The organism is Streptomyces bugieae (genome assembly GCF_036352915.1).
GTDB classification, from domain to species: domain Bacteria; phylum Actinomycetota; class Actinomycetes; order Streptomycetales; family Streptomycetaceae; genus Streptomyces; species Streptomyces endophytica.
This window is the reverse complement of record NZ_JAZBJP010000002.1, coordinates 162,980-189,294: the sequence shown is the minus strand read 5'-3', so window position 1 is coordinate 189,294 and position 26,315 is coordinate 162,980. Positions and strand designations below refer to the sequence as shown.

The 26,315-nt window shown below is 69.2% G+C and carries 25 protein-coding genes; 13 read left to right on the top strand and 12 right to left on the bottom strand.

The window, feature by feature from the left end; all coding sequences use genetic code 11:
• Positions 1-143 precede the first annotated feature (143 nt).
• Positions 144-641 carry a lamin tail domain-containing protein gene (locus tag V2J85_RS06030; protein ID WP_261957920.1) on the top strand — a complete coding sequence of 166 codons (498 nt, stop codon included), beginning with the start codon at positions 144-146 and terminating at the stop codon, positions 639-641.
• Positions 642-908: 267 nt separating this feature from the next.
• On the opposite strand, the gene V2J85_RS06025 is transcribed toward V2J85_RS06030, so the two are convergent.
• Positions 909-1,310 (bottom strand): carboxymuconolactone decarboxylase family protein, encoded by a 402-nt coding sequence (locus V2J85_RS06025; RefSeq protein ID WP_261957921.1) that lies wholly within the window; start codon positions 1,308-1,310, stop codon positions 909-911.
• Positions 1,311-1,439: 129 nt separating this feature from the next.
• Between V2J85_RS06025 and V2J85_RS06020 the strand changes: the two genes are divergently transcribed.
• Complete coding sequence (locus tag V2J85_RS06020) at positions 1,440-2,324, top strand: LysR family transcriptional regulator (protein WP_261957922.1); 885 nt, start codon at positions 1,440-1,442, stop codon at positions 2,322-2,324.
• A 104-nt stretch (positions 2,325-2,428) separates the two neighbouring features.
• Here the strand turns inward: V2J85_RS06020 and V2J85_RS06015 are convergent, their stop codons facing one another.
• Positions 2,429-3,148 (bottom strand): PaaI family thioesterase, encoded by a 720-nt coding sequence (locus V2J85_RS06015; RefSeq protein ID WP_330820838.1) that lies wholly within the window; start codon positions 3,146-3,148, stop codon positions 2,429-2,431.
• A gap of 110 nt (positions 3,149-3,258) precedes the next feature.
• Between V2J85_RS06015 and V2J85_RS41205 the strand changes: the two genes are divergently transcribed.
• From V2J85_RS41205 to V2J85_RS06005, 3 genes are all read left to right on the top strand, one after another.
• Positions 3,259-3,375: a hypothetical protein gene (locus tag V2J85_RS41205; protein WP_410011386.1), complete on the top strand. Its 117-nt coding sequence runs from the start codon at positions 3,259-3,261 to the stop codon at positions 3,373-3,375.
• A 210-nt stretch (positions 3,376-3,585) separates the two neighbouring features.
• On the top strand, positions 3,586-4,305 hold the full coding sequence (locus V2J85_RS06010; protein WP_261957924.1) for a hypothetical protein: 720 nt from the start codon (positions 3,586-3,588) through the stop codon (positions 4,303-4,305).
• Between the two features lie 3 nt (positions 4,306-4,308).
• Positions 4,309-5,610 (top strand): HAMP domain-containing sensor histidine kinase, encoded by a 1,302-nt coding sequence (locus tag V2J85_RS06005; protein ID WP_330820837.1) that lies wholly within the window; start codon positions 4,309-4,311, stop codon positions 5,608-5,610.
• Between the two features lie 264 nt (positions 5,611-5,874).
• On the opposite strand, the gene V2J85_RS06000 is transcribed toward V2J85_RS06005, so the two are convergent.
• Positions 5,875-7,068 carry a barstar family protein gene (locus V2J85_RS06000; RefSeq protein WP_330820836.1) on the bottom strand — a complete coding sequence of 398 codons (1,194 nt, stop codon included), beginning with the start codon at positions 7,066-7,068 and terminating at the stop codon, positions 5,875-5,877.
• Positions 7,069-7,624: 556 nt separating this feature from the next.
• Here V2J85_RS06000 and V2J85_RS05995 point away from each other — a divergent pair.
• Entirely contained in the window at positions 7,625-8,833 is a 1,209-nt protein-coding gene (locus V2J85_RS05995; protein WP_330820835.1) for an alpha/beta hydrolase family protein, read from the top strand.
• 116 nt (positions 8,834-8,949) lie between these two features.
• Here V2J85_RS05995 and V2J85_RS05990 read toward each other — a convergent pair whose 3' ends face one another.
• Positions 8,950-9,849: a hypothetical protein gene (locus tag V2J85_RS05990; protein WP_330820834.1), complete on the bottom strand. Its 900-nt coding sequence runs from the start codon at positions 9,847-9,849 to the stop codon at positions 8,950-8,952.
• Positions 9,850-10,128: 279 nt separating this feature from the next.
• Positions 10,129-10,833, bottom strand: a complete 705-nt coding sequence (locus V2J85_RS05985) for a MerR family transcriptional regulator (protein ID WP_330820833.1) — start codon at positions 10,831-10,833, stop codon at positions 10,129-10,131.
• Positions 10,834-10,920: 87 nt separating this feature from the next.
• Here V2J85_RS05985 and V2J85_RS05980 point away from each other — a divergent pair, with 87 nt between their 5' ends.
• Entirely contained in the window at positions 10,921-11,394 is a 474-nt protein-coding gene (locus V2J85_RS05980) for a DUF6194 family protein (protein ID WP_330820832.1), read from the top strand.
• Positions 11,395-11,738: 344 nt separating this feature from the next.
• On the opposite strand, the gene V2J85_RS05975 is transcribed toward V2J85_RS05980, so the two are convergent.
• The gene (locus V2J85_RS05975; protein ID WP_330820831.1) at positions 11,739-12,542 is read right to left on the bottom strand and encodes an alpha/beta fold hydrolase; all 804 of its coding nucleotides are present in this window, start codon (positions 12,540-12,542) and stop codon (positions 11,739-11,741) included.
• A gap of 715 nt (positions 12,543-13,257) precedes the next feature.
• Here V2J85_RS05975 and katG point away from each other — a divergent pair.
• From katG to V2J85_RS05955, 3 genes are all read left to right on the top strand, one after another.
• On the top strand, positions 13,258-15,441 hold the full coding sequence (katG, locus tag V2J85_RS05970; RefSeq protein ID WP_330820830.1) for a catalase/peroxidase HPI: 2,184 nt from the start codon (positions 13,258-13,260) through the stop codon (positions 15,439-15,441).
• A gap of 433 nt (positions 15,442-15,874) precedes the next feature.
• Entirely contained in the window at positions 15,875-16,507 is a 633-nt protein-coding gene (locus V2J85_RS05960) for a glyoxalase (RefSeq protein ID WP_330820829.1), read from the top strand.
• Between the two features lie 117 nt (positions 16,508-16,624).
• A complete protein-coding gene (locus V2J85_RS05955; RefSeq protein WP_330820828.1) occupies positions 16,625-17,026 on the top strand; it encodes a PPOX class F420-dependent oxidoreductase in 402 nt (133 codons plus the stop codon).
• Between the two features lie 137 nt (positions 17,027-17,163).
• Here V2J85_RS05955 and V2J85_RS05950 read toward each other — a convergent pair whose 3' ends face one another.
• The gene (locus V2J85_RS05950) at positions 17,164-18,201 is read right to left on the bottom strand and encodes an Lrp/AsnC family transcriptional regulator (protein ID WP_261957933.1); all 1,038 of its coding nucleotides are present in this window, start codon (positions 18,199-18,201) and stop codon (positions 17,164-17,166) included.
• A 122-nt stretch (positions 18,202-18,323) separates the two neighbouring features.
• On the opposite strand from V2J85_RS05950, the gene V2J85_RS05945 reads away from it, so the two are divergent.
• Entirely contained in the window at positions 18,324-19,040 is a 717-nt protein-coding gene (locus V2J85_RS05945) for an SDR family oxidoreductase (protein ID WP_261957934.1), read from the top strand.
• Positions 19,041-19,103: 63 nt separating this feature from the next.
• Here V2J85_RS05945 and V2J85_RS05940 read toward each other — a convergent pair whose 3' ends face one another.
• Positions 19,104-19,538 carry an ester cyclase gene (locus V2J85_RS05940; RefSeq protein WP_261957935.1) on the bottom strand — a complete coding sequence of 145 codons (435 nt, stop codon included), beginning with the start codon at positions 19,536-19,538 and terminating at the stop codon, positions 19,104-19,106.
• 445 nt (positions 19,539-19,983) lie between these two features.
• On the opposite strand from V2J85_RS05940, the gene V2J85_RS05935 reads away from it, so the two are divergent.
• The gene (locus V2J85_RS05935) at positions 19,984-20,724 is read left to right on the top strand and encodes a class I SAM-dependent methyltransferase (RefSeq protein WP_330820826.1); all 741 of its coding nucleotides are present in this window, start codon (positions 19,984-19,986) and stop codon (positions 20,722-20,724) included.
• 72 nt (positions 20,725-20,796) lie between these two features.
• A complete protein-coding gene (locus tag V2J85_RS05930; protein ID WP_330820825.1) occupies positions 20,797-22,182 on the top strand; it encodes a (2,3-dihydroxybenzoyl)adenylate synthase in 1,386 nt (461 codons plus the stop codon).
• Here the strand turns inward: V2J85_RS05930 and V2J85_RS05925 are convergent.
• The 4 genes from V2J85_RS05925 to V2J85_RS05910 all read right to left on the bottom strand — a co-directional run bounded on the left by V2J85_RS05925 (position 22,133) and on the right by V2J85_RS05910 (position 26,241).
• Positions 22,133-22,969 carry a hypothetical protein gene (locus V2J85_RS05925; RefSeq protein ID WP_330820824.1) on the bottom strand — a complete coding sequence of 279 codons (837 nt, stop codon included), beginning with the start codon at positions 22,967-22,969 and terminating at the stop codon, positions 22,133-22,135. The two genes, V2J85_RS05930 and V2J85_RS05925, sit on opposite strands and share 50 nt — an antisense overlap.
• A 203-nt stretch (positions 22,970-23,172) precedes the next feature.
• Entirely contained in the window at positions 23,173-23,991 is an 819-nt protein-coding gene (melC2, locus tag V2J85_RS05920; RefSeq protein WP_261957939.1) for a tyrosinase MelC2, read from the bottom strand.
• Positions 23,992-24,031: 40 nt separating this feature from the next.
• Positions 24,032-24,496, bottom strand: coding sequence for an apotyrosinase chaperone MelC1 (gene melC1 / locus V2J85_RS05915; RefSeq protein WP_261957940.1), 465 nt, complete (start codon positions 24,494-24,496; stop codon positions 24,032-24,034).
• A 593-nt stretch (positions 24,497-25,089) separates the two neighbouring features.
• Positions 25,090-26,241 (bottom strand): ABC transporter substrate-binding protein, encoded by a 1,152-nt coding sequence (locus V2J85_RS05910; protein WP_261957941.1) that lies wholly within the window; start codon positions 26,239-26,241, stop codon positions 25,090-25,092.
• Positions 26,242-26,315: the final 74 nt, after the last annotated feature.

The window sequence follows — 26,315 nt, the reverse complement described above, 5'->3', positions numbered from 1 at the left end:
GTAAATGTCTGTGTTTTGTAACACCAAATAGGAATTCTTCCGGCAAGGCATGACGTGGGGTCACTGTGTGGGGGCCCGGTCAAACCGGCCGGGCTTCCGGTTTCTTTCCGGCACCTGCTTCGGGTGCCTCAGGAGGGGATTTCGTGTTCCGTCACGCTTCGCGCATCGCCGTAGCCGTAGCGGGGGCTGCGGCTCTGGCCGCCACCGCCGTGCTGCCGGCCGCCGCCGCCGACCACCACCGCGGCCACCACGTCCCGGGCCGGCACCACCAGGTGCGCTCCGCGGTGGTGCTCGGGCCGATCCAGTACGACAGCCCCGGCCGCGATGACCGCTCCAACCGGAGCCTGAACGCCGAGTGGGTCACGGTGAAGAACACCGGCCGCTGGCCCGTGACCATCAAGGGCTGGACCCTCTCCGACAAGACCGGGCACGGCTACCGCTTCGGCAACGTCCGTCTGGCCGGCCACAGCCAGGTCCGCGTCCACACCGGCATCGGCCGCGACGACCGCACCGACCTGTTCCAGGACCGCCGCACCTATGTCTGGGACAACTACTCCGACACCGCGACCCTGCGCAACGACCACCGCCGCGTCGTCGACTTCAAGTCCTGGGGTCACCGCGGCCACTGGGGGCACCACTAGCACACTCGGCCGCCGGTGAGAGGTGACGTCACTCACCGGCGCCGTCCACGATGCGCCGCACGGGTCCGGTCCTGCGGCGCATCTTCATGTCCGGCCGGACACGGCATGTTTCCTCATGCGGTGAAGGGGCACACGGGATGTCAGTCCCCGGCTGGCCTCCCCCGTCCAGCCGGGGACTTCGCCCCCGGGCCCGCCCGCGTGCCGTCCCGGCTCGGTCCCGCTGCGAGCAGCACCGCTCGGCGCGTCGAGGGGGACGCATGGCACGGGTCAGCTGAGGTTGGTGATGGGGAGCAGGCCACGTTCGGCGAAGACCTTCTTGGCGACGAGTGTGGCGTTGATCGACCGCGGCATGCCGCAGTAGACGGCCGAGTGCAGCAGCGCCTCGGAGACCTCGGTGGCGGTCAGGCCGACATTGAGCGCCGCGTTGATGTGCACCTCCAGCTCGATCTCGCAGCCACCGAGCGCGGTGAGCACGCCCAGGGTGACCAACTGCCGCTCCTTCGCGGCCAGTTCGGGGCGGGAGTACATGTCGCCGAACGCCCATGCCACCACCTGGTGACCCAACTCCGGCGAGGTGTCCGCGAGAGAGTCGACGATGCGCTGGCCCGCTTCGCCGTCGACCTGCTCCAGCACCTTCATGCCGTATCCGTAGCGGTCTTCGCGGTTCATGGATGCTCCTCAGGGTTCTGGTGTGCGTTCCGGTTCCGTCCGGTGCGCTGTGTCCAGCCTGGCCTGAGCGGCGCCCATATCTGCTCCATAGGCATTACTGCCTATACTTCCCATGCCTGGGAGGTATGGATGGAGCTAAGGCTGCTCGGCTACGCAGTGGCGATCGCGGAAGAGGGAAGCATCAGCGGTGCGGCGCGCCGGCTGCATCTGACGCAGCCCACACTCAGCCGTCAACTGCACGAGATGGAACGGCAGTTGGGGACCACGCTCTTCGTCAGGCAGGGGCGTGGGCTGACGCCGACGCAGGCCGGCCAGGTTCTGGTGCGGCGTGCGGTCACCGTGCTCGCCGAGGCGGAGGCCGCCCTGAAGGACGTACGGCTGGCGGCACAGGGCATGACCGGGCGACTGGTCGTGACCTTCGCCGGTTCAGGCATCAACGGACCCCTCGGTGCGGCACTGGGCCGCGTGCGGCGCGAACTCCCCCGAGTACAACTGCAGTTGGAGGAAAGCTTCAACGATGCCGAGATGTCGACCGGGGTGCTGGAGGGGCGCTACGACCTCGCGGTCCAGCGCCTTCCGGCGCGCGATGCCCGGCTGGCCACCCAGGAGTGGTGGCGCGAACCACTGACGCTGTTCCTGCCCGCCGGTCATCCGCTGGCCTACCCCTCCGAGCCCGCCCCGCTCACGGCACTGGGCCAGATCCCCTTGGTCATCTGGCCACGGGACGTCTCACCGCGGTCCTACGACGAGATCATCGCTCTCTGCCACGGCGCCGGCGTCGTGCCGCGGATCGGGGCGGAAGGCCGCAGTGTGCAGACACTGCTGGCCCTGGTCGCGGCCAAGTTCGGCGCGGCGGTGCTCGCCGATTCGCACCGTGCGCTGCGCCGCATCGGAGTGACCCCGCGGCCCTTGGCCGAGACCTCGACCACCTTGCACCTGGTCTGGCGGGCCGAGGACACCAACCCGCTCATCGATCGGTTCCGCACCGTCCTCACCGACGCAATCGGTGGATGAGGTTCGAGCTCGGGGTGGTCGCACCGACCGGGCCGCGACGCACGACGTTCCCCATGGCGTCCTTCATCGCGTAAGGAACCCCACGGCGTCGACGGCGCCCGCGTTCAGGGCGCCGGCCGGGGATCGATCCACAGCGCCTCGGAGACGGCGCACAGTTCGCCCTCCGCCGTGGCGAGCGCCACACCCGTCATGTGCTTGCGGCCGGACTCCGACAGCAGCCACGCGTACGCCAGGTACGGCTCACCCGCGGTGACCGGCCGCAGAATCGTGCCCGTGAGGGCTGCGGTGACCGCGCCCGGACGCTGGGTGCCGAGAAGGCGGCCCGCCCAGTTTCCCGGGCAGTCCAGGGCACCCCAGACCAGTCGGGTCGGGAGGAGGCCGTCGGGACCGGCGAAAACGGGGGACGGGACCCAGGCAGTGGCCACAAGGCCGCGATCCGGCACCGGCGTGCAGTGCATACGCAGGCCGCGGTCAGCAGGACGCAGACCGCAGCCGAAGCAGTCGACCACACCCGACGGCGGTGCCGCCCGGAACCTCTCGGCCGCGGCCGCCGCCTCGTCCCAGGAGGGCGCGGCCGGGGTGTCAAGCAGCAGCTCGGCGGGGCGCGCAGCGGCCAGGGGCCGCTCGGTCTCGCCCAGCTCCACGCCTCCTCCCGCGGTCTCGGCGATCCGCACGGGCACGTCCGTCGGCACCGGCCCGCGGAAGTCCACCCGTACCGTCTTCGCCTCGGATCGCTCCGCCAGCACGCCGGCGACGTAGCCGCCGAAGGCCACTCCGGGATAGCCAACGTACAGACCCGGCACCACGATTGCGTCAGTCCTCATCATGATCCCCATCTCACCGCATCTCCGGGCCAACCGCACCGCCTCGCCGCCGAGGCGCGACCGCCGTCGCGGCGGGCGCTCTGCCGACGGACACCGACCCGGATCAGGTCGTGTACGAGCTGGTGGGCTGCTACCTGGCCCTGAATCAGGAAATCCAGCTCCTGGCCGGTCCGATGGCCGCCGCCCGCACCCGCAGGGCCGTGGGCCGGCTCCTCGACCAGCCGTAGGGATCCGGGTACGGCGAGCGAGAGTTCTGCGAGAGAGTCTTGTCCCCCGGCCCGCGCGAGAACCGTGCCGTGACGGAGCACAGACCTGTTGCGCGACTGATGGGTTACGGTTTTCCGGACTTGTCGGATCGTCGCAGAGCCACGCGGAGAGAACGTTTGACTCCTCACCACTCAGCCCCTGCGCCTTCCGATCCCTCTCGGACCAGCGCCGTGTCGCATGTCCGTGGTCTGCGCCGGCCCCGTGCCCTCGTACGGGCGGTGGCGTTGGCGAGCGTGGTGGCGGGAACTGCGGTGCTGCTGGGCGGCTGTGGGCAGGCCAGCGCGCCCAAGAGCGCGGGGCATGCGGCTCCCGTAACCGGTCCGGCAGAACTGTGGCCCGGCAGCAAGCCCGCGCCGGCGGCTTCACCGGCCACAGGAGGGCAGGAGAAACCGCAGCCGCTGACCGCGGTGCCACGGGTGCCGTCCGGGGACATCCGGAAGGTGTCCGCGGGTTCCGTGCTCCTGGCGCAGATCGACGCGGACAAGCGCCGCGACCAGCCGGTCTTCGAGGAGAACGAGGAGCGCACGATCCGCTCCTGTGCCGACAAGCCGGGCTCGGGCTCCTGCCCGGTGCGGGCCCCCGAGTACCACGATCTGACCGGCGACGGGAAGGACGAGCTGATCGTCGGCGTTCGAAGCGGAAGCAACCTCCTGATCATCTACGCCTACACGCTCAAGCACGGGGTGGTGACCTCGATCCTGGGTTCCACCAGTTCGCCGCAGTCGGTGGAGGTCGCCGACCACAAGCTGGTCATCCACGAGCCCGGTGACGCCCCCGGATACGAGAGCCGCACGGTCTATGCATGGGATGCGCGGCACCAGGTCATGACGATCCAGGATGTCGGCTACGGCCGGCGGGCCCCGGCCTCCGCAACCCCCTCGGGCAGGTGAGCCGTGCGCACTCCCCGACCGCGACCACCGCGGTGGCTGCATGCCTGGACGGCGACGCTCTACTGGAAGGCCGCCGTCTTCATCACCGTCATGTGCTGCCTGCTCGCCGCCGTGCTCGGCATCCTGGTGCACGTCCTGGTCGACCGGCAGACCCAGGACCGTGCGCGCCACACGGCGCTGGCAGAACTGGACCGCAGCAAGTCCGTGTACGTCGCGGGGGACCCCCTGGACCGCAACGTTTCGGTGAATCCGGCCGACCTTCCCGCTCCGCTGCGCGAGATGGCCGTGCGACGGCACGAGCGCGGGACCCAGCTCGCCACGCACCGGGGCCGCCCCGTGATGTGGGCCGCCACCCCCGTCGCCGGGGGGAAGGTGCTCGCGCTACGGCTGGACTACAGCGAACAGGCAGCCTCCCTCCGCGGCCTGGACGGGGCCATCATCGGCTCCTCCGCCGCCGCGATCGCCCTGACCCTGGCGGCCGGACTCATCTCCGTCTCCCGCATCACCCGCAGACTGCACCACACCGCCCGCGTCGCCCGACGTATCAGCACCGGCGACCTCGACGCCCGCGTGAACGACCCCCGCGCCCGGCGCCCCGCCCGGGCCCAGGACGAGGCCGCCGCCGTGGCGACCGCGCTCGACGCGATGGCCGCAAGCCTCCAGACCCGACTGCACAGCGAACAGCGCTTCACCGCCGACGTCTCCCACGAGCTGCGCACCCCGCTCGCCGGGCTCCACTCAGCGGCGGAGCTGCTGCCGCCCGGCCGCCCGACCGAGATGGTGCGGGACCGGGTCCGGGCCCTGCGCGGGCTGACCGAGGACCTGCTGGAGATCTCCCGGCTCGACGCCCAGGTCGAGAGCGCCGACCTCGATATCCACCAACTGGGACCGCTGGCCGAACGCGCGGTACGGGCCACCGGAACGACGACCGAGGTCCGCATCGTGGGGGACGACCAGGTCGAGACCGACCGGCGCAGGCTTGAACGGGTGCTGGGAAACCTGGTCGCCAACGCCCACAAACACGGCCGCCTGCCCGTCGTGGTCATCATCGACGCGCCCGTCATCACCGTGCGGGACCACGGCGACGGCTATCCCGCGTACCTCCTCGACCAGGGCCCGCAGCGCTTCCGGAGCCAGTCGGGCGGGTCTGACGCCGGCAGGCGAACCGGCCACGGCCTGGGCCTGACCATCGCCGCCGGCCAGGCCCACGTGCTCGGTGCCACCCTCCGCTTCTCCAACGCCCCCGACGGCGGCGCCGTCGCCGAACTCCACCTTCCGCCGTCCCCCGACCAGGTCGATAACTGACCTGCTCATTCCTCCACGTTGGACGGCAACACCGGTACCGCCACCGTCAAGGACCCTGAGCACGGTGTCACCAGGGTGCTGAACCACGACACGCCTGGCCCGGTGCCGAGCCGGATGGAGCCCAGCGGAACCCTCATGCTCTCCGAGCCGAAGCCCGCGGCGCAGGCCGATGCCACCGCCAAGATCATCTACCGGCACGACGCGCATGGCCGGGTGGCGACGCGTGACGAGCGGCCCAACGCCCCAACTCCCGGCGGACACGGCCTAGCGGAGCTCGACGGTGACCCCCATCCGCTCCAGGAAGGGCACCACCGCTTCGAAGTAGCTCAGCTCGCCCTCCGCGTCCACGCTGACATCCACCAGTGCCTGCCGGGACACGTCCGCGTCGTGCCAGACGAGCGTGAAAGGCACGCGGGGCGCCTCGCCGCCGCATTGGCAGCCGCGCAGCACGTTCCAGCACTGGTGCCATCGGGATCCCGGGCCGCCGACCGCCTCGCCGATCGCGCAGTGCAGGCCCGGGATGTCCGTGGCGTACCGCCCGTCCATCTCGCACACCGCGCCGGGCTCCTCGGGGCCCAGGCACACCTCCGTGAACCGTAGCCACTCACTGCGCCCCACGGTCGGGAACCGCGCCCACGCGTTGCGTTCGCGGGGCGGGCCCGCGCGCCAGGCGTCCCACACGGGCCGGGCCGCGGGCGGAAAGGGCACGCGACGGAAGAGCCCGCCCTTGAGCGTGACGTCGATGAGGGCGCCGCCCAGCGTGGAGGGACGGCACTCGTCGACGTCCACCGCGATGTGCTCGTCGACCGCGGTGGGCCGGCCCTCACCGTCGAGGAGCCAGAGCTTCAGGTTGTCGCCGCCGTGGCGGGGGTGGACCAGGCGGCGCACCAGGTTCGGCGCGGGCTCGCAGCCGATGAGCCGTACGGGCGGCCGGGCGGGTTCCGGCCAGTCGCCGTAGAGGCCGTCCACCCGGAGGCAGCGTCCGAGCGGGCCGCCGCTGGGGCCGTTCAGGAGGAGCACGTCCGCCCTCTCCGGTTCCTTGCGGTGCAAGCGCGGCCCCTCGCTGACCACGCACTCGACGACGAGGTCGAGGCGCGTGGGGTCCTGCGTACTGGGCGCGCTGTCGAGGACGAGGACGTCTTCGAGCGCGAAGTAGTCGCAGGTGTACGGATCCTCGGTGTCCAAGTCCTCCACGATGAGGTCCAACGCGCCGAAGAGGACGGTCGCGTGACCCGTACACCGCTCGGCGGCCTTGAGGAGCCGGCCGGTGGGCGCGCAGCCGAGGAAGGTCAGTTGCTCCCGGAAGACGGCCCGGTCCATGAACAACCCGTCGGCGTCGACGCACCGCGCCCACACCGTCTGCTCCCCGTCCCACTCCTCGCTGACGAGCGCGAAGCGCAGAGGTAGATCCCGCCCCCAGCCGACCTCACGGAGCGAACCGTCCTCGTCGTCGTCCATGGCACCTTGCTCCCCTTCGGCCTCCGAGAGCCGAGCCGATCATAGGTCCTGCGCCTGTCGGACGGTCGGTCCAAGGTGTTGGGGCTCCAGTAGCTGCGACGGGTAGGTGAGCATGCCTCCAAGCGGCGCGACATCGTTCGAGTACGCGATGACGAATGTCAGCCACCACTGTCTCGTCCACGGAGGCACGGGGCACCTTCTCAGGGCCAAGTGGGGTGAGAATGCTGGTTGTTGACCGCGCAGGCTCCCGAGAATCGATGCGCGGCCACCATCACCGACGGCCCGTGGCGTGCGTCCTTCGAGTCCGTCTACCTCGATGCGTCACCCACGCACGGCTCAAGCTCCCGCCCGGCCGCGTCGGCCTGGGGATGTAAACCCGTGGGTTGATGGGGGCGATGGATGGCAACCGGTGGGTTGATGTGGGTCGGTGGCGGCGGGTGACAGCGTTGTGTCCGCACGGAACTTCGGTACGGCGCACCGATGCGCGACCGCGGGCAAAGCTGACTGCCAGTCAGTTGCGCCCGGTTCCGTCAGAAGACCGACTCAGGGAGGGGCCGTGGCCACCACACCGTTCACCAGTCCAGACACCTTGACGCGCCGTCGCCTGCTGGGAGCCGCGCTGGCGGTCGGCGCGGCCGTGCCGCTCGGCCTCGCCGGCCCGGCCCGGGCGGCCGCAGGGGCGTCGCCGGTCCCGGTGCAGCTCACCCTGCCCGCGCCGACCGGGCCGTACCCGGTGGGTACGGTGGCGCTGCACCTCGTCGACGCCGCCCGCCCGGATCCCGTGGCGGGCCCGGGGCACCATCGGGAGCTGATGGCGAGTGTCTGGTACCCCGCCCGGGACGTCGAGCGGTACTCACTGGCGCCGTGGATGTCCGCGGGCACTCTGCGGGGGCTGCTCACGTCCGCGGAGTTCCCCGCCGACGTCGCACAGGCGCCGCTCACCGCCGGCCACCAGACTGCCCCGGTGCGGCGGAGCGGCCGAGAGCTGCCCGTCGTCGTGTTCTCGCACGGTGCGCACAGCCACCGTGCCGACCACACCGTCATGGTGCAGGAACTCGCCAGCCACGGCTACGTGGTGGTGACGGTGGACCACACCTACGACGCGTTCACCGAGTTCCCCGACGGGCGGATCCTCGCCCCGCTCGCGGACCCGCAGCACGCGATGGGGCCGGCGGACTTTGCCGCGGACATCCGGTTCGTCCTCGACTGCGTCGAGGATCTCGCCGCCGGCCGCAATCCCGACGCCGACGGCCGGTCGCTGCCGGAGGGCCTGACCGGCGCGATCGACCCGCGGCGCATCGGCATGTTCGGCTGGTCGAAGGGTGGGACGGCGACCGCCCGCGTCATGCTCGACGACCCGCGCGTCCGGGCCGGTCTGAGTCTCGACGGCCCGATGCAGCCCACCATGACCGGCGACCTCGACCGGCCGTTCATGATGATGACCGCCCAGTTCACCCGGGCCCAGGACCCCGGCGTCGCCGAGTTCTGGACGCACCTGCGCGGGTGGCGGCTCAACATCCAGGCCCAGGGCGCCGTCCACTCGTCCTACGGCGACAACCAGGTGCTGATTCCACAGCTGGCGAAGGCGGTGGGGATGAGCGACGAGCGGCTACGCGCCTGGATCGGCACCCTCGCCCCGGCCCGGGCAGTGCGCATACAGCAGGCGTACCCGCTCGCGTTCTTCGACCGGCACCTGCGCCACCGGCGCGGACACGTGCTCGACGGCCCGTCCCGCGCCTTCCCGGAGGTGACCTTCCTGCCGTGAGACGTGGATCGCCTCCGCCGTATCGCGCGCTGCCCACGCCGCGCGCGCCGCCCGCGCCGATCCGACCGGTTGACCGGGCCTTTCGCCCCGACGCAGCGGTGCCAGCGAGCGAGCGCCTAGTGGGGTATCGGGGCGTCAGACGAGACGCCGATGCTGCTGGTGATCATGGCTGTGTGGTACATCATGAAGCCGATGCAGGCGTGTGCGTGCGTGCCGGCGTCGGAGTCGGGGAAGCTCGGCACCTGCGAGAAGCTGTTCGTCGGCAGGAACCGGTAGCCCGCGGGCGGGTTTTGCCGGAACCGCTGGGTGTAGCAGCTGGACACGGCGCCGGGCGACGGGGTCAGCTCCGCGGGTTCGGTGAGGATGAAGGGGCTGTCGAAGTCGATGACTTCGCGTAGGAGCCCCGAGGGTTTCATCGCGGTGATGAACTTCCGCATGGCCTGGATGCCGGAGCTGAACGAGGTGACGCCGACGTCCGTGAGAGTCGGCGGCGGGAGGAACGGGACGAACGCGGCCTGGATGGCCGCTGTGATGTTGCTCAGGGTCGCGACCGGGTCGATGGAGAACATGTTCTGCTGAGGGTCGACGCCGAGCGCGGCCATGGTGGTGAACGGCACCAGCAGCGGAACACGCCGGACGGATGCCAACTGGCTGCCCTGGAGCGCGATGTACCGCTGCAGGCTGCCGGACCAGCCGCCGGCGAAAGTGGGGTAGTCGGTTTCCTTGGCATGGATGAGGGGAGGCTGCGGCGGGGGCCGGAGCTGGAGGACTGTCGGGTGGAAGAAGACCTGTATCCGGGAGAAGTCGGTGGTGCCGAACGGTACCGCGACACCCACCCAGAACACGTTGCTGTCCTTGGTGACCTTGAACAGGAATTCGTGGATCGTCGCGGTCAGCTGTATCTCTTCCAGGAACTCCCCCTGCACCACGGGTTTGATCACCGGGTTGGTCACGGCGTGCGGAAGCGTCAGGGGAAGCGGGTTGGTTTGTGTCACCGTGATGTTCATGGTCGTCATCTCACCTACTCGGTGACCTCGTTCCGGTACTCGGTGACCTCTTGTCCTGGCAGTAGCACAAGGCCGTACACAGGGGCCACGCGAACGGCCCCTCCACAACCTCAGGAGACACCCGCCGCTCGGCACCCGCAACTGGGGCTTCCACGAGCGGCAGCCGTTGTCAAGTCAACGACTCGGCGGAGGGCCGCTCGTGAGCTGCCTTGCCGGTCGCCCCTCGCATGTGGACGACAACCCCTCGCATGTGGCCGTCAAAGCGAGTGGCTAGCTGACCCAAGACACCTAAGGAGCTGAGGCGGTCAGCGAGAGCACGGCACTGAGTGCGGCGGCACCATCGAGGAGTGCTTTGGAGCGAGCCGCGATGCCGGCGTCCCTGGCGGCCAGCGCGGCGGCGACCTCTTCCGACCGGTGGGCGCACCGCAGCTCCGGCATGAGCGTCCGAAGAGGTGCGATGCGGTAACCGGCCTTCCGCAGCTGGTGAACGATCCGGGCATCCCGCACCTGAGTTGGCGTGTATCGCCGTGCTTCCCGCACGGAGTCGCGGTCGGGGACGACAAGTTCCTCCGTGTCCCAGTGCCGCAGCGTCGAGGGCCGTACGCCCAAGGCGGCGGCGAGTTCGGAGATGCTCATCGAGTCCGATGCACGTACGTCTTCGATGGGCTCACCGGTGATCGCCCGGGCCGCCTCCTCGGCCTGCCTCAGTTGCCTGCGCTCCGCGTGGAGTCGGGCGTGTGCAGCGTCGAGCAGGGCAAGCGCGTCCTGCGAGATGGGTGACTGGTGGACGGCCCGAATGATCTTCTTGGCCTCGGTCGGCCCCGCTCCAGCTGCCAGGGCCCGGTAGGCCAGCGCGGACTGCAGATGTGTCTCCGTATAGATCCGGTAGCCGGCGGCGGTGCGCGTCGCCGGCGGAAGCACACCGTCGCGCTCGAGATTGCGCACCTGTTGAACGGAGCACCCGGCGCGCCGTGCGACGTCGACGGTGCGCATGCCACCCGATTTGAGACCTGACATCGCTCAGCCCCTCCATCGCAGCCTCAAAGTCTCCACAAGCACTTCAATGCAACGCTAGAGCACATGACCATGGACGAGATCATCAGTTTCGTGGACGGCCTCGACGGCGTCCTGACCCTCCGGCCGGCGCCCGGCGACGGCTCGCCGGAAATCGGCTGGGGCGACACGTTCTTCTACTACGCATCTGACGGCGTCACCCCGACCGCGACCCAACCGTTCGCGACAGTCGTGATCAAGAACTACCCGGGCGACGAGGCATCACGTCTGGAGCGCCCGGACACCTTCCGCGTGAACATCTCTGCCGGGAAGGAAGCGTTCATCCGGTGGACCGGTCACGCGCCCCGCGAACCAGCCCCCACCGAAGTCGACCCCAGCACCACCGACACCGTGATCGCGCACCCCGTCTACGGCACCGTCGGCTGGCTGGCAGTGGTGAATCCGGGCCCGCGTACGGAAGCGGCAGCCCGTGAACTGCTGTCCACGGCCTATCACCTCGCACGCTCCCGCTATGAGCGACGCACTGAATCTGCGGAGTGACAGCGCGACCGTGCCGTGCACCCTGACTGCAGGGGACATGGCGCCAGTCGGTGTGGTCAAGGGAATTGACGGCCTGTCATAGAGCTCGGTGCCCGCCATGAACCAGCAGCGTCGCGGTCGTTCCGGTCCCCTTCACGTCACGTCATTGGGCGCGTTGTGCAACCTGTGCCCCGCCCACCCCTGGTCCTGCACCCAGTCCGCCGGAGCCGGCGAGTTCCCTCGAACCGCAAGGGTGCCGGACGTCTCGCCCGGGCCGCCGGTGTGCCACCCCTCTCCCACACGTTCACCGCGTGAGCCGGCTCCGGGCGGTCCGTCCCGCCCGGAGCCGTAGGTGCGCAATCGGGTCAGCTGCAGTGGGGCGTGAAGGCGGGGTCGGCGGGGCCGCTGCGGCCGAGGGCGTTGAGTACCCACTGGGCGACGACCGGATCGTTGGGGCTCTGGTCGTGTTCGAAGGCGTCCAGGGGGCAGCGGTCCTGGAGCGTGATGTTGGTGACCTGCTTCGCCGGTCCGCTGAGGAAGGCGCTGGTGTACGGGGTCACGACCTCGTCGTGCTTGGTGGTGATCACGGTGTAGTCGGGGCCCGGCACCGTGTCGCCCTTCGCGTTGAGGTGGGTCAGGAACGGTGAGCCGACCATCTGGTCGGTGCAGGCGTCGCAGCCGGCAAACCCGGTCGGGATGGTCAGGGGGTTGGTCGTGCCGTGGTTCGAGGGGACGATTCCCACCAGCTCGTCGACCTTGGCGGCGCCGCCGAGGAAGTCGAGGTAGTAGCGGGGCATCATTCCGCCCTGGCTGTGACCGACCAGGTCGACCTTCTTGGCGCCGGTCGCGCCGAGCACCGAGTCGACGAAGGTGTCGAGCTCCTGGGCCGAATCGGCGATGTGGGCGGTGGCGTTATTGCCGTAGTTGAGTGCGAAGACGCAGTATCCGGCGTCCTTGATCTGCGGCGACAGGATCGACCAGTTCTTGGCCATGTCCTCGAAGGTGCCGTGCACCAGCACGACGGGGTAGGGGTGCGCGGCGGACGGCTTGCACGTCCAGTCGTTCGCGCCGGGCGGTGAGACGCCGTCGGCCTGGGCGGGGCCGGCCGTGAAACCGAAGAAGGCGCAGGTGGCCACCATCAGGGCAAGGGGGAGGGTCCTCAGACGCATGCCGTTCCTTTCGCGGACCGCGCGGGCGGAGCCCACGTGGCCACCGGGTGCCGACTGCGCACGGGAGCCTGAAGGCGGCGGCTCGCCCCCTGTGCGCTGACGACAGCTGTGTCCCCTGTTCGGCAATGTCGAACAGTAAGCGGGATTCTGGATTCCGGTTACTGGCGCGTCAACCCTTCGGGCGCCCATTGAGGCGCTGAACACACAGGTCGGCTCGGACGGCGACGATATGCCCCGATTCACTCAATTCTGGCCGTTCTGACTAGCTCCGTCAGGCGCTGCCCATCGGCGGGCCCGGACCCCGCCGCCGTGCCGTCAGGTGTTCCCGGGGCGACTCGGGGGTCGGCGGAGCGCCCTCGGCTCCGTCCCCGTGAGCCATGGGGCGGCTGTGGAGAGGCGCGGTGTCCGCGCGCGTGCGAGTCTGAATGGGCCGGATGCCGGCATCCGGCCCAGAAGGAGCATGTCCGAATTGCCATGAGCACGTCCGCGGATTGCGATGTGCGCCTCCGTTCGGTCGCCGGCCGGGCTGTGGACTGTCCACTCACAGCTGTCCACTCCCAGCCGTCCACTCACAGCCGTGCGGACCTGCCGATCCACCGGGCGAGTGCCGGTACCGGCCGACGGCCTGCCGGTGGGGCCGAGAGGACGCAGGACCATCCGGCGTCGCAGACAAGCAACCAACAGAAGGAATTTCGATACAGGAAGAAGGACGGACGTGTCCGGCAGCGAAAGTGAGAACCCAGTAATCCCCTCCCCGGCCCCCACGTCGACTCCGCCCAGGACGAACCGTGACTGGTGGCCGAATCAGCTGGACCTTCAGGTTCTCCACCAGCACTCGCCCCAGTCCAACCCGATGGGCGAGGACTTCAATTACGCGGAGGAGTTCGCGAACCTCGATCTCGACGCGCTGAAGCAGGACGTCTTCGAGGTGATGACGACGTCACAGGACTGGTGGCCTGCCGACTACGGCCACTACGGTCCGCTCTTCATCCGGATGAGCTGGCATGCCGCGGGAACGTACCGCATCGCCGATGGCCGGGGCGGTGGCGGCGCCGGCGCTCAGCGCTTCGCACCGCTCAACAGCTGGCCCGACAACGCGAGCCTCGATAAGGCGCGCCGTCTGCTCTGGCCGGTGAAGCGGAAGTACGGCCGGAAAATCTCCTGGGCGGACCTTCTGGTCTTCGCCGGTAACTGCGCCATGGAGTCGATGGGATTCAAGACCTTCGGGTTCGGCTTCGGGCGGGAGGACATCTGGGAACCCGAGGAGATCTTCTGGGGGCCCGAGGACACCTGGCTGGGAGACGAGCGCTACAGCGGCGACCGGGAACTCGCCGGTCCCTTCGGCGCCGTGCAGATGGGACTGATCTACGTCAATCCGGAGGGGCCCAACGGCAACCCCGATCCGATGGCTGCCGCCAGGGACATCCGCGAGACGTTCGGGCGTATGGCGATGAACGACGAGGAGACGGTGGCGCTCATCGTCGGCGGCCACACGTTCGGGAAATGCCATGGCGCGGTCGATCCCTCGTACATCGGTCCGGAACCCGAGGCGTGTCCCCTCGAGCAGCAGGGCCTGGGCTGGCGCAACACGTACGGCAGCGGCGCCGGCGGCGACGCGCTGACCAGCGGTCTCGAGGGCGCATGGACCTCGGAGCCGACGAAGTGGGACAACGGTTACCTGGACAACCTGTTCAAGTACGACTGGGAGCTGACCACGAGCCCCGCGGGCGCGAAGCAGTGGACTCCCACGGATCCGTCGGCCAAGGACGCCGTGCCTGATGCGCATGATCCGTCGAAGCGGCACGCTCCCATGATGCTGACGACGGACCTCGCGCTGAAGCTGGATCCGGTCTACGGGCCGATCGCGAAGAGCTTCCACGAGAACCCGGACAAGCTCGCGGTGGCGTTCGCCAAGGCGTGGTACAAGCTGCTGCACCGCGACATGGGACCCGCCTCGCGCTACCTCGGCCCGTGGGTTCCCGAGCCGCAGCTGTGGCAGGACCCCGTTCCTGAGGTCGATCACGTACTGATCGACGACGAGGACATCGCTGTCCTCAAGCGCAGGATCCTCGACTCGGGGCTGTCCCTCTCCCAGCTGGTCACCACTGCCTGGGCGTCAGCGGCAAGCTTCCGCGGCACCGACAAGCGCGGCGGGGCCAACGGGGCACGGATCCGCCTCGCGCCGCAGAAGGACTGGGAGGTCAATGACCTGCCCGAGATGGCCGAGGTGTTGCAGACCCTCGAGCAGATCCAGCACGACGTCAACCGCTCTCAGAAAGCCAAGGTTTCACTGGCCGATCTGATCGTCCTGGGCGGGTGCGCGGCCGTCGAGCAAGCCGCCAAGAACGCCGGGCACGACATCACCGTCCCGTTCGCACCGGGGCGTACGGACGCCTCGCAGGAGCAGACCGACGTGGAGTCGTTCGCCGTGCTCGAACCCAAGGCGGACGGGTTCCGCAACTACCTCCGGGCGGGAGAGAAGTTGTCGCCGGAGACCCTCCTGCTGGACCGCGCCAGTCTGTTGACACTGACCGCTCCCGAGATGACGGTTCTGATCGGCGGCATGCGGGCCCTGAACACCGGCTTCAAGCGGTCCCCGCACGGCGTTTTCACCCAACGGCCGGAGGCCTTGACCAACGACTTCTTCGTCAACCTGCTCGACATGGGAACGGAGTGGAAGGTATCGGACTCCGCTGAGAACGTCTTCGAAGGGCGGGATCGCGCCACGGGCGACGTCAAGTGGACCGCCACCGCCGTCGATCTCATCTTCGGTTCGCACTCCCAGCTCCGAGCCATCTCGGAGGTCTACGCGTCCCAGGACGCGGGGGAGAAGTTCGTGCGCGACTTCGTGGCAGCCTGGGACAAGGTGATGAACCTCGATCGGTTCGACCTCGCCTGAGCCCGAGGTCCCGGTCGGCCAGTCATCGGCCGACCGGGACTTGCTGGGACCGGGACCTGCTCGGACCTCAGGGTGGCGACGAGCTACCCGAGCCCGCCGTTGCTCTGGAGAAGCTGGGCGTTGATCCATCCGCCCTCTGCTGAGCAGAGAAAGGTCACCAGATGCGCGCAGTCCTGCGGGCGCCCCGCCCCTCCCACGTCCGGCCGCCTCTCCTGGCGCCTCTCGCTGCTCACGATCCGCATCCTGGCGGGCTGCCCTGCACACAGCCACCCGATTTTTCCCGGCCACGGATGTCGAGGGCACCGCCGGGTACGTCCACGCCCAGGCCCCCACACACGCCCACGCACACGCGCACATGGGGCACAGCAGGTGACTGGACACCGGTCAGGAATCAAGAAGCACCGGTCACCGCGCCGCACCTAGCGTGAGGGCCATGGCAACCATCGAATCCGTCACCCTTGAGGTGGCCGACCCCACGGCCGCCCACCGCTTCCACACCGCCGCCTTCGGGTTGGACGCGCAGGTACGTGTGCGGTCATCCCAGGCACCCACGACCGGCTTCCGCGGGTTCACGCTGGCGCTCACGGTCTCCCAGCCGGCCACCGTCGACAGCCTCATCAACGCCGCGCTTGACGCCGGCGCCACGTCGCTGAAGCCGGCCGCGAAGTCGCTCTGGGGCTACGGCGGTGTCGTACAGGCCCCGGACGGCACCATCTGGAAGGTCGCGACCTCGGCGAAGAAGGACACCGGCCCGGCCACCCGCGAGATCGACGAGATCGTGCTCCTGCTGGGAGTCGAGGACGTGAAGGCGAGCAAGCAGTTCTACGTGGGCCGGGGTCTGGCCGTGGCGAAGAGCTTCGGCGGCAAGTACGTCGAATTCGCCGCCAACGCGTCCAGTCCCCTCAAGCTGGCCCTGTACAAGCGTCGCGCCCTGGCCAAGGAGGTAGGCGTTCCCGCCGACGGCACCGGATCGCACCGGATCGTGCTCGCAGGCACCGCCGAACCCTTCACCGACCCGGACGGCTTCGCCTGGGAGTCCACGACGCTCGCACCCGCATCGTCCTGACTCCCGGCCCCGGCCCGGCGACCAGGCACGCGGGAGTCCGGGGGCGGGGGAGGGCCGGGCTCCCGTCGCGGCTACCGTGGCCCAGCACCCCACCGAACCGATCCCTGGAGAGCCCCCGTGCCCGTACCTCTCGGCGAGGACCTGGTGGCCCTGCTGCGCCGCCCCAGCACCTGCTACCTCGCCACCACGATGCCCGACGGCTCGCCCCAGCTCACCCAGACCTGGGTCGACACCGACGGTGAGCACGTCCTGATCAACAGCGTCGAGTCGCATCAGAAGACCCGGAACATCGCGCGCGACCCGCGGGTGGCCGTCGCGGTCGCCGACCCCTCGGACCCCTTCTCCTACGTACAGATCCGCGGCCGGGTGGTGCGGGTGACCACCGAGGGAGCGGTCGACCACATCGAGGCGCTCGCGCAGAAGTACCTGGGCGGGCCCTACCCCTGGTTCGGCGGCCGCGACCAAGTGCGGGTGATCTACGTGATCCAGCCCGAACGAATCAGCAGCCCGCGGGGCTAGGGCTGTCGTCTGGACCATCAGGGACTGCCTGCCCCGAACAGCGATGACCAGTCCGATCGCGGCGAGGCGCCTACGCGTACGGCGGGAGGCCGGCCGTCGGCCCGTCGGGCCGACGGCTCGGTCGCGGCCGCGCACGTTCAGCGTCGCGCTCGAATACTTCCTGGTTCGACGAGGCGGTCGCCGGACAGGAGCGTGCCGGCCTGCTTGATCTGCTGAAGCAGTGGAGAGACCTCCATGCTCTGGAGGCCGGACAGGGACCCGATGCGGTCCGAAGTGAATTCAAACAGTTCGTCGAGGTCCCGGCAGTGTGCGACGGCATGGATGTTGTAGGGACCGGACACGGCCGCGGCGAACGCGATCTCGGCTTCCTGCGCAAGGGTGCGTCCGACCCTCTTGATCGCCGACGGATGCACGGCGAGCCAAAGGTGCGCCCGGGCGTGATAGCCCAGTGCTGCTGCGGCGATCTCGACATCGATGTGGACGGCGCGGCGCAGGAGCAAGGCTTCGAGGCGGCGTGAGGCGCGTCCAGGGGTGAGGTCCGCCGCTGCGGCGAGATCGACAAGGCTGGCGCGACCGTCCGCGGCGAGAACTTCGAGCATCCTCTCGTCCTCGGGGGTGAGGTGCACGGGATCACGAGTGACGACGGGAGATTCCGTGAAAGGGCCGCCGTCGTTCCCGAGGATCGATTCCTGCTGTGGAGTCAGCGTGCCGCGTAGCGCCGCCCAGTAGTGGCCGCGGCCTCCAACGAACTGACGGAGCATCGCGGACGCATTGATGTCGATCACGGCTGCGGTGCGCGGAAGTCGCTTACCGAGCAAGTCCTCGCGCTGTTCCTGGGTGCGCGACCGGACCGCGCAGGTGATTTCGGAGCCCGCGGCGGTGAGGGCGATCCAGTTGACATCGTCGCGCTTCGCGAGGGCGTCGGCGATCGCTCCCACGCTGCCGGGGCGGCAGCGCAGTCGCACCAGCCACTTGCTCTGTCCCAGCGCCCCGGGATCGACGACGCCGGCGACGCGGATGACGCCATCGGCGCGCAGCCGACGATAGCGGCGGCTGACAGCGCCTTCGGTGAGGCCGAGTGCGACCGCGATCGAGGCGAACGAGGCCCGCGGAGCGACCTGGAGTGCACGAATGAGACGCACATCGTCGGGCTGCACAGCGGCGGATTCAGTCATGAACGCTCTTGTCACGTGGGCGATCGTACAAATCGGCACCTCGGACGTGCCCTGAAGACGGCGTAGCGGAAAGACTCGAAGCGCAGACGTTGCAGAATTTCGAAGAAGGGAGATGGCACGAAGTGTCATCAACTGGCGCGGACCGGCACACGCCGACCGCTCTCATCGTTGGGGCGTCGCGCGGCCTCGGACACGCGATGGCGGCCGAATTCCTGGGCAGAGGATGGAACGTCATCGGGACGGTCCGAGACCCCACTGCTCGGACGCTCCTGCACGATCTCGCGGACCGCTCCAACGGGCGCGTTTCCGTCGAGCATCTCGACATCAACAAGCCTGCTCAGTTGGCACCCCTGCACGACCGTCTCGCGCAACGAGAACTCGATGTGCTCTTCGTCAATGCAGGGACCACCAACAATGAGCAGACGCCGATCGGTGCGGTCCCGACAGCCGATTTCGTCGAGGTGATGATCACTAACGCGCTCAGCCCCATGCGTGTCATCGAAACACTGGAAGATCTCGTCTCGCCTACGGGACTCATCGGCGCGATGTCCTCCGGACAAGGCAGCATCACGAACAACACGACCGGATTGCGCGAGGTCTACCGGGGCAGCAAAGCAGCCTTGAACATGTTCGTGCGCAGCTTCGCGGCCCGACAGTCCGAGACGCAGCGCGCGTTCGTACTCATGGCGCCCGGCTGGATCCGCACGGCCCTAGGGGGGCCGGACGCGCCATTCACCCTCGACGAGACCGTCCCGCGGGTGGTGGACGTCCTGCTGTCCAGGCTGGGGAAGCCTGGCCTCGCGTACCTGGACCGTGCGGGCCGGACCGTGCCGTGGTGAACCCTGCCGGCGACGCCGGTCACCCGCGGTAGGCCATTGCGGCGTTGCTGCTCATGGGCCTCGTCAGGACGGGAGGGCGCCGAGCTGACGTAGCTGCGTGAGGACGTCGACGATGCCCCGGATCTCGACGATCCGCCCGTCGGTGAAGCGCATGATGAAGATCTCGCCGTAGGTGACGGTCTTTCCGGTGGGCGGCAGGCCCTGGTACTCACCCCGGTGGGTTCCGGTCACCGTGTTCCTGGAGACGACCTTGTCGCCCTCCGCGATCGTCTCCTCGACGGTGACGTGGATGTCGGGGAACGCGCGCACGAGCACCTCCCACACCCGCTTCAGGGCCTCCGCTCCCGTCCCGCCCATCGGTACCGGCGCGTGGAAGACCACGTCCGGTGCGACGAACTCGTCGATGGCCTTCGAGATGACTTCCGGGTCGCCGCTGTTCACGGCGGAGTGGAAGCGGTGGAGCGTCGCTGTGTTGTCTGTTGCCCCGGCTGCCGACATGCACCTTCTCCTCTGCTCTGGGCCTTCGCCGCGTGCTGGACGGCGTCTGAGCAGTAAGACGGCACGGCCTCCGGAAATGTGACACGACGCGCGGACGACAGGCCAGGGAGTCGCTGCCATGGCCGGCGGACCGGGGATGACGAGTGGGCCTGAGATGACTGGCGGACCGGATGACCGGCAGGTCGATGTGCACGGCAGGCCGCCGAGCCAGGCGACCGGACCGAGGTCGAGGAGCGGCGTCGAAGAACGCACCGAGGTCGTCCATCACCCGCTCGGATCCGTACGCCCGCCCGTGCACGAGACCGGGACGGCGTCCGGATCTTTGTGGCTTCTGCCAGTACGACGGGCCGCCGGGGTGCGGGGAGACTGCCCGGCAGAGGCCGCGGCGTGCCCAGGGAGGGAGGCCGAGGCCGAGGACACGACGAATTACGGGGAGGGCGGCACGGTGAGCGTGCAGCAGTACGACGAGATCGGTGAGGCATTCGAGGGCTTCAAGGGCCTGCCGCTGGCGCAGTACGGGGAGGTGCCCAGTTTCCTGGACATGGTCGGGGACGTGCGTGGCAAGACGGTCCTCGACCTGGCCTCCGGCACCGGCTTCTACAGCAGGGAGTTCAAGCGGCGCGGCGCCGCGGAGGTGCTCGGCATCGACATCTCCGGTGAAATGGTCGCCGCGGCAAGGACGTTCGAGGAGCGCGATCCGCTGGGCGTGCGCTACGAGGTCGGCGATGTCTCCCAACTACGGCCCCTCGACGCGCACTTCGACATCGCCACGGGTGTTCAGCTGCTCAACTACGCGGAGGACATCGCGGCCATGGAGCGGATGTGCCGCAACGTGCGCCGGAGCCTGAAGACCGGTGGTGAGTTCTTCGTGCTCGCCCAGACCCCCGACTACCGCTTCGACGGGCCGTCCTTGGCCAAGTACGGCTTTCTCTGCGAGGCGACCGGCGAGGAGATCGAGACCGGACCGCGGGTACGGATCACGGCGCTGCTCGACCCGCCGATCTCGTTCGTCGGCGCCTGTCCGCGCCGTGAGGTCTACGAACAGTGTCTGCGGGCGGCCGGATTCAGCGAGTTGACCTGGGTCCCGCTGGAGGTGTCCGAGGCCGGCGTGCGCAAGTTCGGTCCGGACTTCTGGGCAGACCTCCTCGCCAACCCTCCGCTGGAAATGCTGCGCTGCCGCGCCTGACGACCGGCCGAACGTCCCGCGGAACACGGCCCGCACCGCTCCCGATGCAGAATCCGGCACAGAAGAAAGCGAATGGCATCCATGCTCGACGGCTGCACGCCCTGGCCCGAGGAGTTCGTCGACCGCTACTGGGCGGCCGGGCACTGGCGTGGCAACACCCTGGACAACCTGCTGCGGGGCTGGGCCCTGCAGTACGGACCGCGGACCGCGCTCGTGTACGGCGGCACCCGCATCACGTACGCGAACCTGAACCGGCGCGTGGGTCGCATGGCCGCCGGCTTCCGGCTGCGTGGCCTCCGGCCCGGGCAGCGGGTCGTCGTCCAGCTACCGAACGTTCCCGAGTTCGTCATCACTGCCTTCGCGCTCCTGCGCGTCGGCGCTATCCCCGTGTTCTGCCCGGTCGCGCACCGCGCTCCCGAGGTGTCCCACCTCGTGCGGGTCGCCGAGGCCGTCGGCTATGTCGGCCCCTCGACGTACCAGGGCTTCGACCACACCGCGATGGCCGCGGACATCGCGGCCCAAGGGCCTTTCCTGCGGCGGGTGTTCACCCTCGATCCGCCGGGCGGCTCGTCCCCGTACGGCGGCCTCGCCACCGACCCCTCGGGCTGCCACTACTTCCCACTGAGCTCCATCGACGCCCCGCCCGACCCGGCGCATGCGCAAAGCGCCGACCAGGTGGCGTTCTTCCTGCTCTCCGGAACCACCGCCCCGCCCCAGCTCATTCCGCGCACCCACAACGACTACGCCTATCAGGCGCGTGCCGCTGCCGAGCTGGTGTCGCTCACCGAGAACGACGTGTATCTCGCCGCGCTGCCCGCCGAGTTCAACCTCACCTTCGGCTGCCCAGGCATCGTCGGCACCCTCTCCGTCGGCGGCACCGTCGTGCTGCTCGACAACCCGGAACCCACCGCATGCCTTGCGGCCATCGAACGGGAGCGGGTCACCATCACCTCGGTGGTGCCCGCCGTCGTTCAGACCTGGCTCGACGAACGTCCCACGGCACAGGCCGAGTTGACCAGCCTGCGTCTCGTGCAGATCGGTGGCGGGCCCTTGCACCAGGCGACCGCCGAACGGATCGGCCCCGAATGGGGCTGTCGCCTGCAGCAGGTCTTCGGCATGGCCGAGGGCCCGCTCACCCTCACCCGGCCCGCCGATCCGGACGAGACCGTGCTGACCACCCAGGGCCGCCCGCTCTCGCCCGACGACGAGATCCGCATCGTCGACATCGACGGCAAGGACGTGCCCGACGGGGAGACCGGCGAACTCCTCGCCCGCGGTCCGTACACCCTCAGGGGCTACTACCGGGCACCCGACCACAACGCACGCTCCTTCACCGCCGACGGTTACTTCCGCACCGGCGACCTCGCCATGCGCACCCCGGACGGCAACCTGGTGGTGACCGGCCGTCTCAAGGACGTCCCGCAGCGGGCTGACCACGAACATCCACCGGGCTGGTGACGGGCGGGGACGGCTGCCGACCGATCCTGGAACGGATCGAGCAGATCAGCGGCCGCATCCGCGCGGCGATGGCCGGGTGGTCACTTCCGGCGGGCACGGTGAAGTAGTTGTCCGTGGAGGAGGCCGAGGAGCCACTGAGGGTGAAGCTCAGGAGGGTTCCGTAGTGGGCCCGCGCGGCAGCCAGGCTCTTCGGGGTCTCCGGGATGGTCGAACAGTGCTGGTAGAGGCCGAATTCGGGCGGAGGGCAGGGGGTCGGATCCGCAACCCGGTGGGGGACCGGCGTGGTTGTCCGGTCCCAGTCGATCCGCAGGCCCGTGGCCTCCAGTGTGGGGGCCGGCATGGGGCTGCCGTCCGGGGCCCGGCCGCGAGCACGGTGGTAGCTGAGCGCGTAGGTCACCGTGCCGGCCGCTTGTGGCAGGTCCCGGCCTTCGCCGTCCTGAGGCCCCCAGGTCGCGATGTGTGCCTCACGGATCCGGCGTAGCACGTTGGCCATGTCGTCGTGGACGCCGAAGTAGGCAACGGCCCGCATGCTGCAGGTCATGAGGTACGGGGAACTCCTGTTTTCAAAGACCGAGCCTTTGTAGGGCCTGACGCAGGAGTCGACGAACCGTGTGAGAACGTGCTCCAGACCATCGACGGCGGCCAGGCGCTGAATGAGTGCCGTCTGCCGCTGCTCTTCCGCCGCCCTGCGGGACTGTGCTTCGGACGACGTGGCCTGCGCCCGCAGTTTCTTGTCCGAAGGCTCGCGTGAGCACGCCGCTTTCAGTCCTACCAGTGCGAATGCCAACAGCAATCCGCCGGCTTGAGAGCACCGCCCGCTGATGCGGTGCCACCGGGCCGCCACAGTCCCCTTCATCTGCGCAACGGCGCGGCGGCAGGCCATGGAGTCGCTGCCGCCGCGCCGGATCTCGCCCCCGGATGCGGACTGCCTCTGCAGGGAACTCGCCCGCGATGCAACGGACGTGAGGGGCTGTCGCTGTCAGGTACCTGTCATGCGTAAGTGTAGAACTTGGTGTGGTCCAGCATGTCCGCCGGTGTCACGTCGTTCCACGGCTTCATCGTGTCGTGGAGGTCGACGACGTCGGGGGTGTCGCCGGTCGGCAGATAACCCGAGGCGGGGTGCAGCTTCTGCCAGTCGGCCCAGAGCTTGTCGATGAAGCAGTGGTGCAGCCAGAAGACCGGGTCGTTGGGGGAGGCGCCGGTGGTCATCTGGCCACCGACCCAGACGTGCACGCGGTTGTGCAGGTTGGGGCCGCGCCAGCCCTCGATGTTGTTGCGGAAGCCGTCGGAGGCGCTGTTCCACGGGGGCGCGTCGTAGACGTCCATGGCGAGCACCCGGTCGACCTCGGCCCGGGTCGGCAGGTCGCGGACGCCGGTGCCCAGGGAGCGGCGCAGGAACGTCCGGCCGTCCACCCTGAGGTTCATCGGCCACCTGCCGCCGCTGAAGGCGAACGGGCCAGAGGTCACCCGGCCGTCGCCGCTCCGCCCGTCACCTCCGAGGAAGTCATCGCCCCACAGGGAGCTGCGGGGGCTGCGGTCGACGGTCCAGTCCCAGTAGGGCAGGGTGACCGAGGGGGTGATGCTCTGCAGGGCCTGCTCGAACTGCAGCAGGAACCTGCGGTGCCAGGGGAGGAAGGACGGCGACCGGTGGCCGGTCCGTTCCCCCTCGTCGGTGTCGCCGATGATGAAGGCGTTGTGGGTGCTGATGAACTCGTCGTAACGGCCGGCGCGCTTGAGCTCCAGCACCGCGTCGACGAAGTTCCGCTTCTCGGTGGCGGTGAGGTTCGCCTGGTTCTTCCTAACTGCCATGTCGAGGACTCCTCGGTGGGGGGCGGGCAGGGGCGCGGCCTCAGCCGGTGATGACGGGGACCAGGTCGGCGCCCTGGAGTTCCCGTACGGCGGCGCGCGCCAGGGTGTGCGGGGTGCTGAACTTCTCGTAGTGGTTCACCAGGCTGATCCAGGTGCCGTCGACGTTCTGCATCACATGCAGGTCGTCGTTGTCGATGCGGACGACGAAGTCCATGCCGTCGTGCGGGCCGGCGAGGCGCTGCGCCCGCCGTCCGTGGTCTCCTCGGCTGCCGTGCGCATCGCCCTGGTCTGCCGGCCAGCCCTGTATGTGGCGGCCCTGGTAGATCTCGTCGAACGGCTCGGGCATGGCGTGGCCGTCGCTGTGGTGCCCGCCTGCCCCGGGGTGTCCGTGGCCGGCGGATCGTGCGACGGCGCGGTCGGCGTGGGCGACCGGTGCGGCCAGCACCACTCCTGCGAGCGATGCGGCACTGCCGTGCAGCAGCTGGCGCCGGGTGGGACGCGACATCTTCCACTCCTCTGGTCGGGCCTCGGCTCGCCTCCGGGGCGCTGCCGCGCCGGAGGGCGGGAGCCGGCGTGCCGATCGTCGGTACGCGCCGACCCATGCTGACAGGGACGATCAGGGCATCAAGTCGGCCCGCGTGATCGGGCCAGAGTGGAACAACACCCGTACCGAGGTACGGGATTCAACGGCGTTGATCGTCCTTGCGCGGCGGTCGGGAAGCTCTCCGGAAGCGGATATTCTGCGGTTTCGGCTGCCATCCGCCGCAGATATTTTTCTCCGCGCAGCAATCCGTGATGCCGTACGCGGCCCGAACTCGGCGCAAACGGAGGGGGTTTGGGTGCTCGGGGGTTTGCGGGCGGCACCCGTTCGTCTTCCGCGGTCCGGCGCCGGACCGGTGCGGACGTGGCCGCAAGGGGGCGCCCTGTGCGCGAGCGGGCGGACGGTGACCGGAGGGGTCCGGCTGGCGGTCGAGAGTCATGCGGAGACCGGCAGGTACCACCTTTGGGTCGTCGGCGATGAGGCCGGTCAGCCGGCCGCGCGGTGCCGCCGCTGGGAGGAAGCGGCGGGCACCACGTCGGTCCGGGTGCGGGTCGCGGTCAGTTGGTGGCGGCCGAGCCCCAGCTCTGGCTGATGACGACCTTGGCGTCGCTCTGCTGGGTCTCGGTCGGGAAGCTCGGGGTGCCGGAGACCTTCGGGAGCTTCGCCGCCGCGGCCTTGTCGAGCGTGCCGGCCTTCTTCATGGCGTTCATCAGAGCCGGGCGGGCGTATCCCTTGAGTCTGAGGTTCTGACCCTCGGTGCTGTAGAGGTACTCCATCCACAGGCGCGCGGCCGCGGGGTGCGGCGCATCCTTGTTGATGGCCTGCGAGTAGTACTGGGAGAACTTGCCGTCCGAGGGAACCGCGACCGTCCAGTCAAGGCCCTTGGACTTGAATTCGTCGGTGTACCCGGCGTTGAGGTAGTCCCAGTCGATGCTGATCGGCGTCCGGCCCCTCTCGATGGTGGCCGGGGTGGACGCGATGGGCAGGTAGTTGCCGCTCTTCTTCAGCTTGGCGAAGAAGTCCATACCGGGCTGGATGTCGTCGAAGGAGCCGCCGTTGGCCAGAGCGGCCGCGTACACGGCGCCGAAGGCCGAACCGGACTTGGTGGGGTCGCCGTTAAGGGCGATCTGCCCCTTGTACTGCGGTTTGAGGAGGTCCTTGAAGCTGGTCGGGCAGGTCTGCACACGCTTGGCGTCGCAGCCGAAGGAGATGTAGCCGCCGTAGTCGTTCGCCCAGCGGCCGATCGAGTCCCGCTGGACGTCGGGAATGTCGGCGAAACCGGTGACCATGTACGGCGCGAGCAGCCCCTCCTGGGCGGCGCTCTGTGCGAAGGAGCTGCCGAGGTCGAGGACGTCGGGCGCATTGTCCTTGCCCTTGCGCGAGGTGACCGCGCTGATCTCGTCCTGGCTGGCGCCGGTCGGGTTCTCCACCTCGACCTTGATGCCGTACTTCTTCTTGAAGCCGTCGATCAGGGCGCCGTAGTTGGCCCAGTCGCGGGGCAGTGCGATCGCATGCAGCGTGCCCTCCTTCTTGGCCGCGTCGGCCAGGGCGCCGATGCCGCCGAAAGCCTGGGCCGTGGTCGCGGTGGCCGCGCTTTTTCCGCCCCCGGTCGACTCGTCGGAAGCCGAGCTACAGGAGGTGAGGGCGGGTACGGCGGCGAGGGCGAGGACGCCGGTGAAAACGGCAGTCCTTGACAGGGACACGGTCACGGTCTCTCCAGAGGGGTACGCACAGAGCATTGAGGGGATACATGCGGGGCCACACAGGGGATGCACGTGGGGGG

What these genes read in the sequence shown, in the direction of transcription:
- V2J85_RS05980 (WP_330820832.1), top strand. Translation starts at nt 10,921, where the DNA reads ATGACCATGGACGAGATCATCAGTTTCGTGGACGGCCTCGACGGCGTC.
- V2J85_RS05960 (WP_330820829.1), top strand. Translation starts at nt 15,875, where the DNA reads ATGGCAACCATCGAATCCGTCACCCTTGAGGTGGCCGACCCCACGGCC.
- V2J85_RS06015 (WP_330820838.1), bottom strand. Translation starts at nt 3,148, where the DNA reads ATGAGGACTGACGCAATCGTGGTGCCGGGTCTGTACGTTGGCTATCCC.
- V2J85_RS05990 (WP_330820834.1), bottom strand. Translation starts at nt 9,849, where the DNA reads ATGACGACCATGAACATCACGGTGACACAAACCAACCCGCTTCCCCTG.
- V2J85_RS05985 (WP_330820833.1), bottom strand. Translation starts at nt 10,833, where the DNA reads ATGCGCACCGTCGACGTCGCACGGCGCGCCGGGTGCTCCGTTCAACAG.
- V2J85_RS06020 (WP_261957922.1), top strand. Translation starts at nt 1,440, where the DNA reads ATGGAGCTAAGGCTGCTCGGCTACGCAGTGGCGATCGCGGAAGAGGGA.
- V2J85_RS06025 (WP_261957921.1), bottom strand. Translation starts at nt 1,310, where the DNA reads ATGAACCGCGAAGACCGCTACGGATACGGCATGAAGGTGCTGGAGCAG.
- melC1 (WP_261957940.1), bottom strand. Translation starts at nt 24,496, where the DNA reads ATGTCGCGTCCCACCCGGCGCCAGCTGCTGCACGGCAGTGCCGCATCG.
- melC2 (WP_261957939.1), bottom strand. Translation starts at nt 23,991, where the DNA reads ATGGCAGTTAGGAAGAACCAGGCGAACCTCACCGCCACCGAGAAGCGG.
- V2J85_RS05940 (WP_261957935.1), bottom strand. Translation starts at nt 19,538, where the DNA reads ATGTCGGCAGCCGGGGCAACAGACAACACAGCGACGCTCCACCGCTTC.
- V2J85_RS05930 (WP_330820825.1), top strand. Translation starts at nt 20,797, where the DNA reads ATGGCATCCATGCTCGACGGCTGCACGCCCTGGCCCGAGGAGTTCGTC.
- V2J85_RS06000 (WP_330820836.1), bottom strand. Translation starts at nt 7,068, where the DNA reads ATGGACGACGACGAGGACGGTTCGCTCCGTGAGGTCGGCTGGGGGCGG.
- V2J85_RS05950 (WP_261957933.1), bottom strand. Translation starts at nt 18,201, where the DNA reads ATGACTGAATCCGCCGCTGTGCAGCCCGACGATGTGCGTCTCATTCGT.
- V2J85_RS05975 (WP_330820831.1), bottom strand. Translation starts at nt 12,542, where the DNA reads ATGCGTCTGAGGACCCTCCCCCTTGCCCTGATGGTGGCCACCTGCGCC.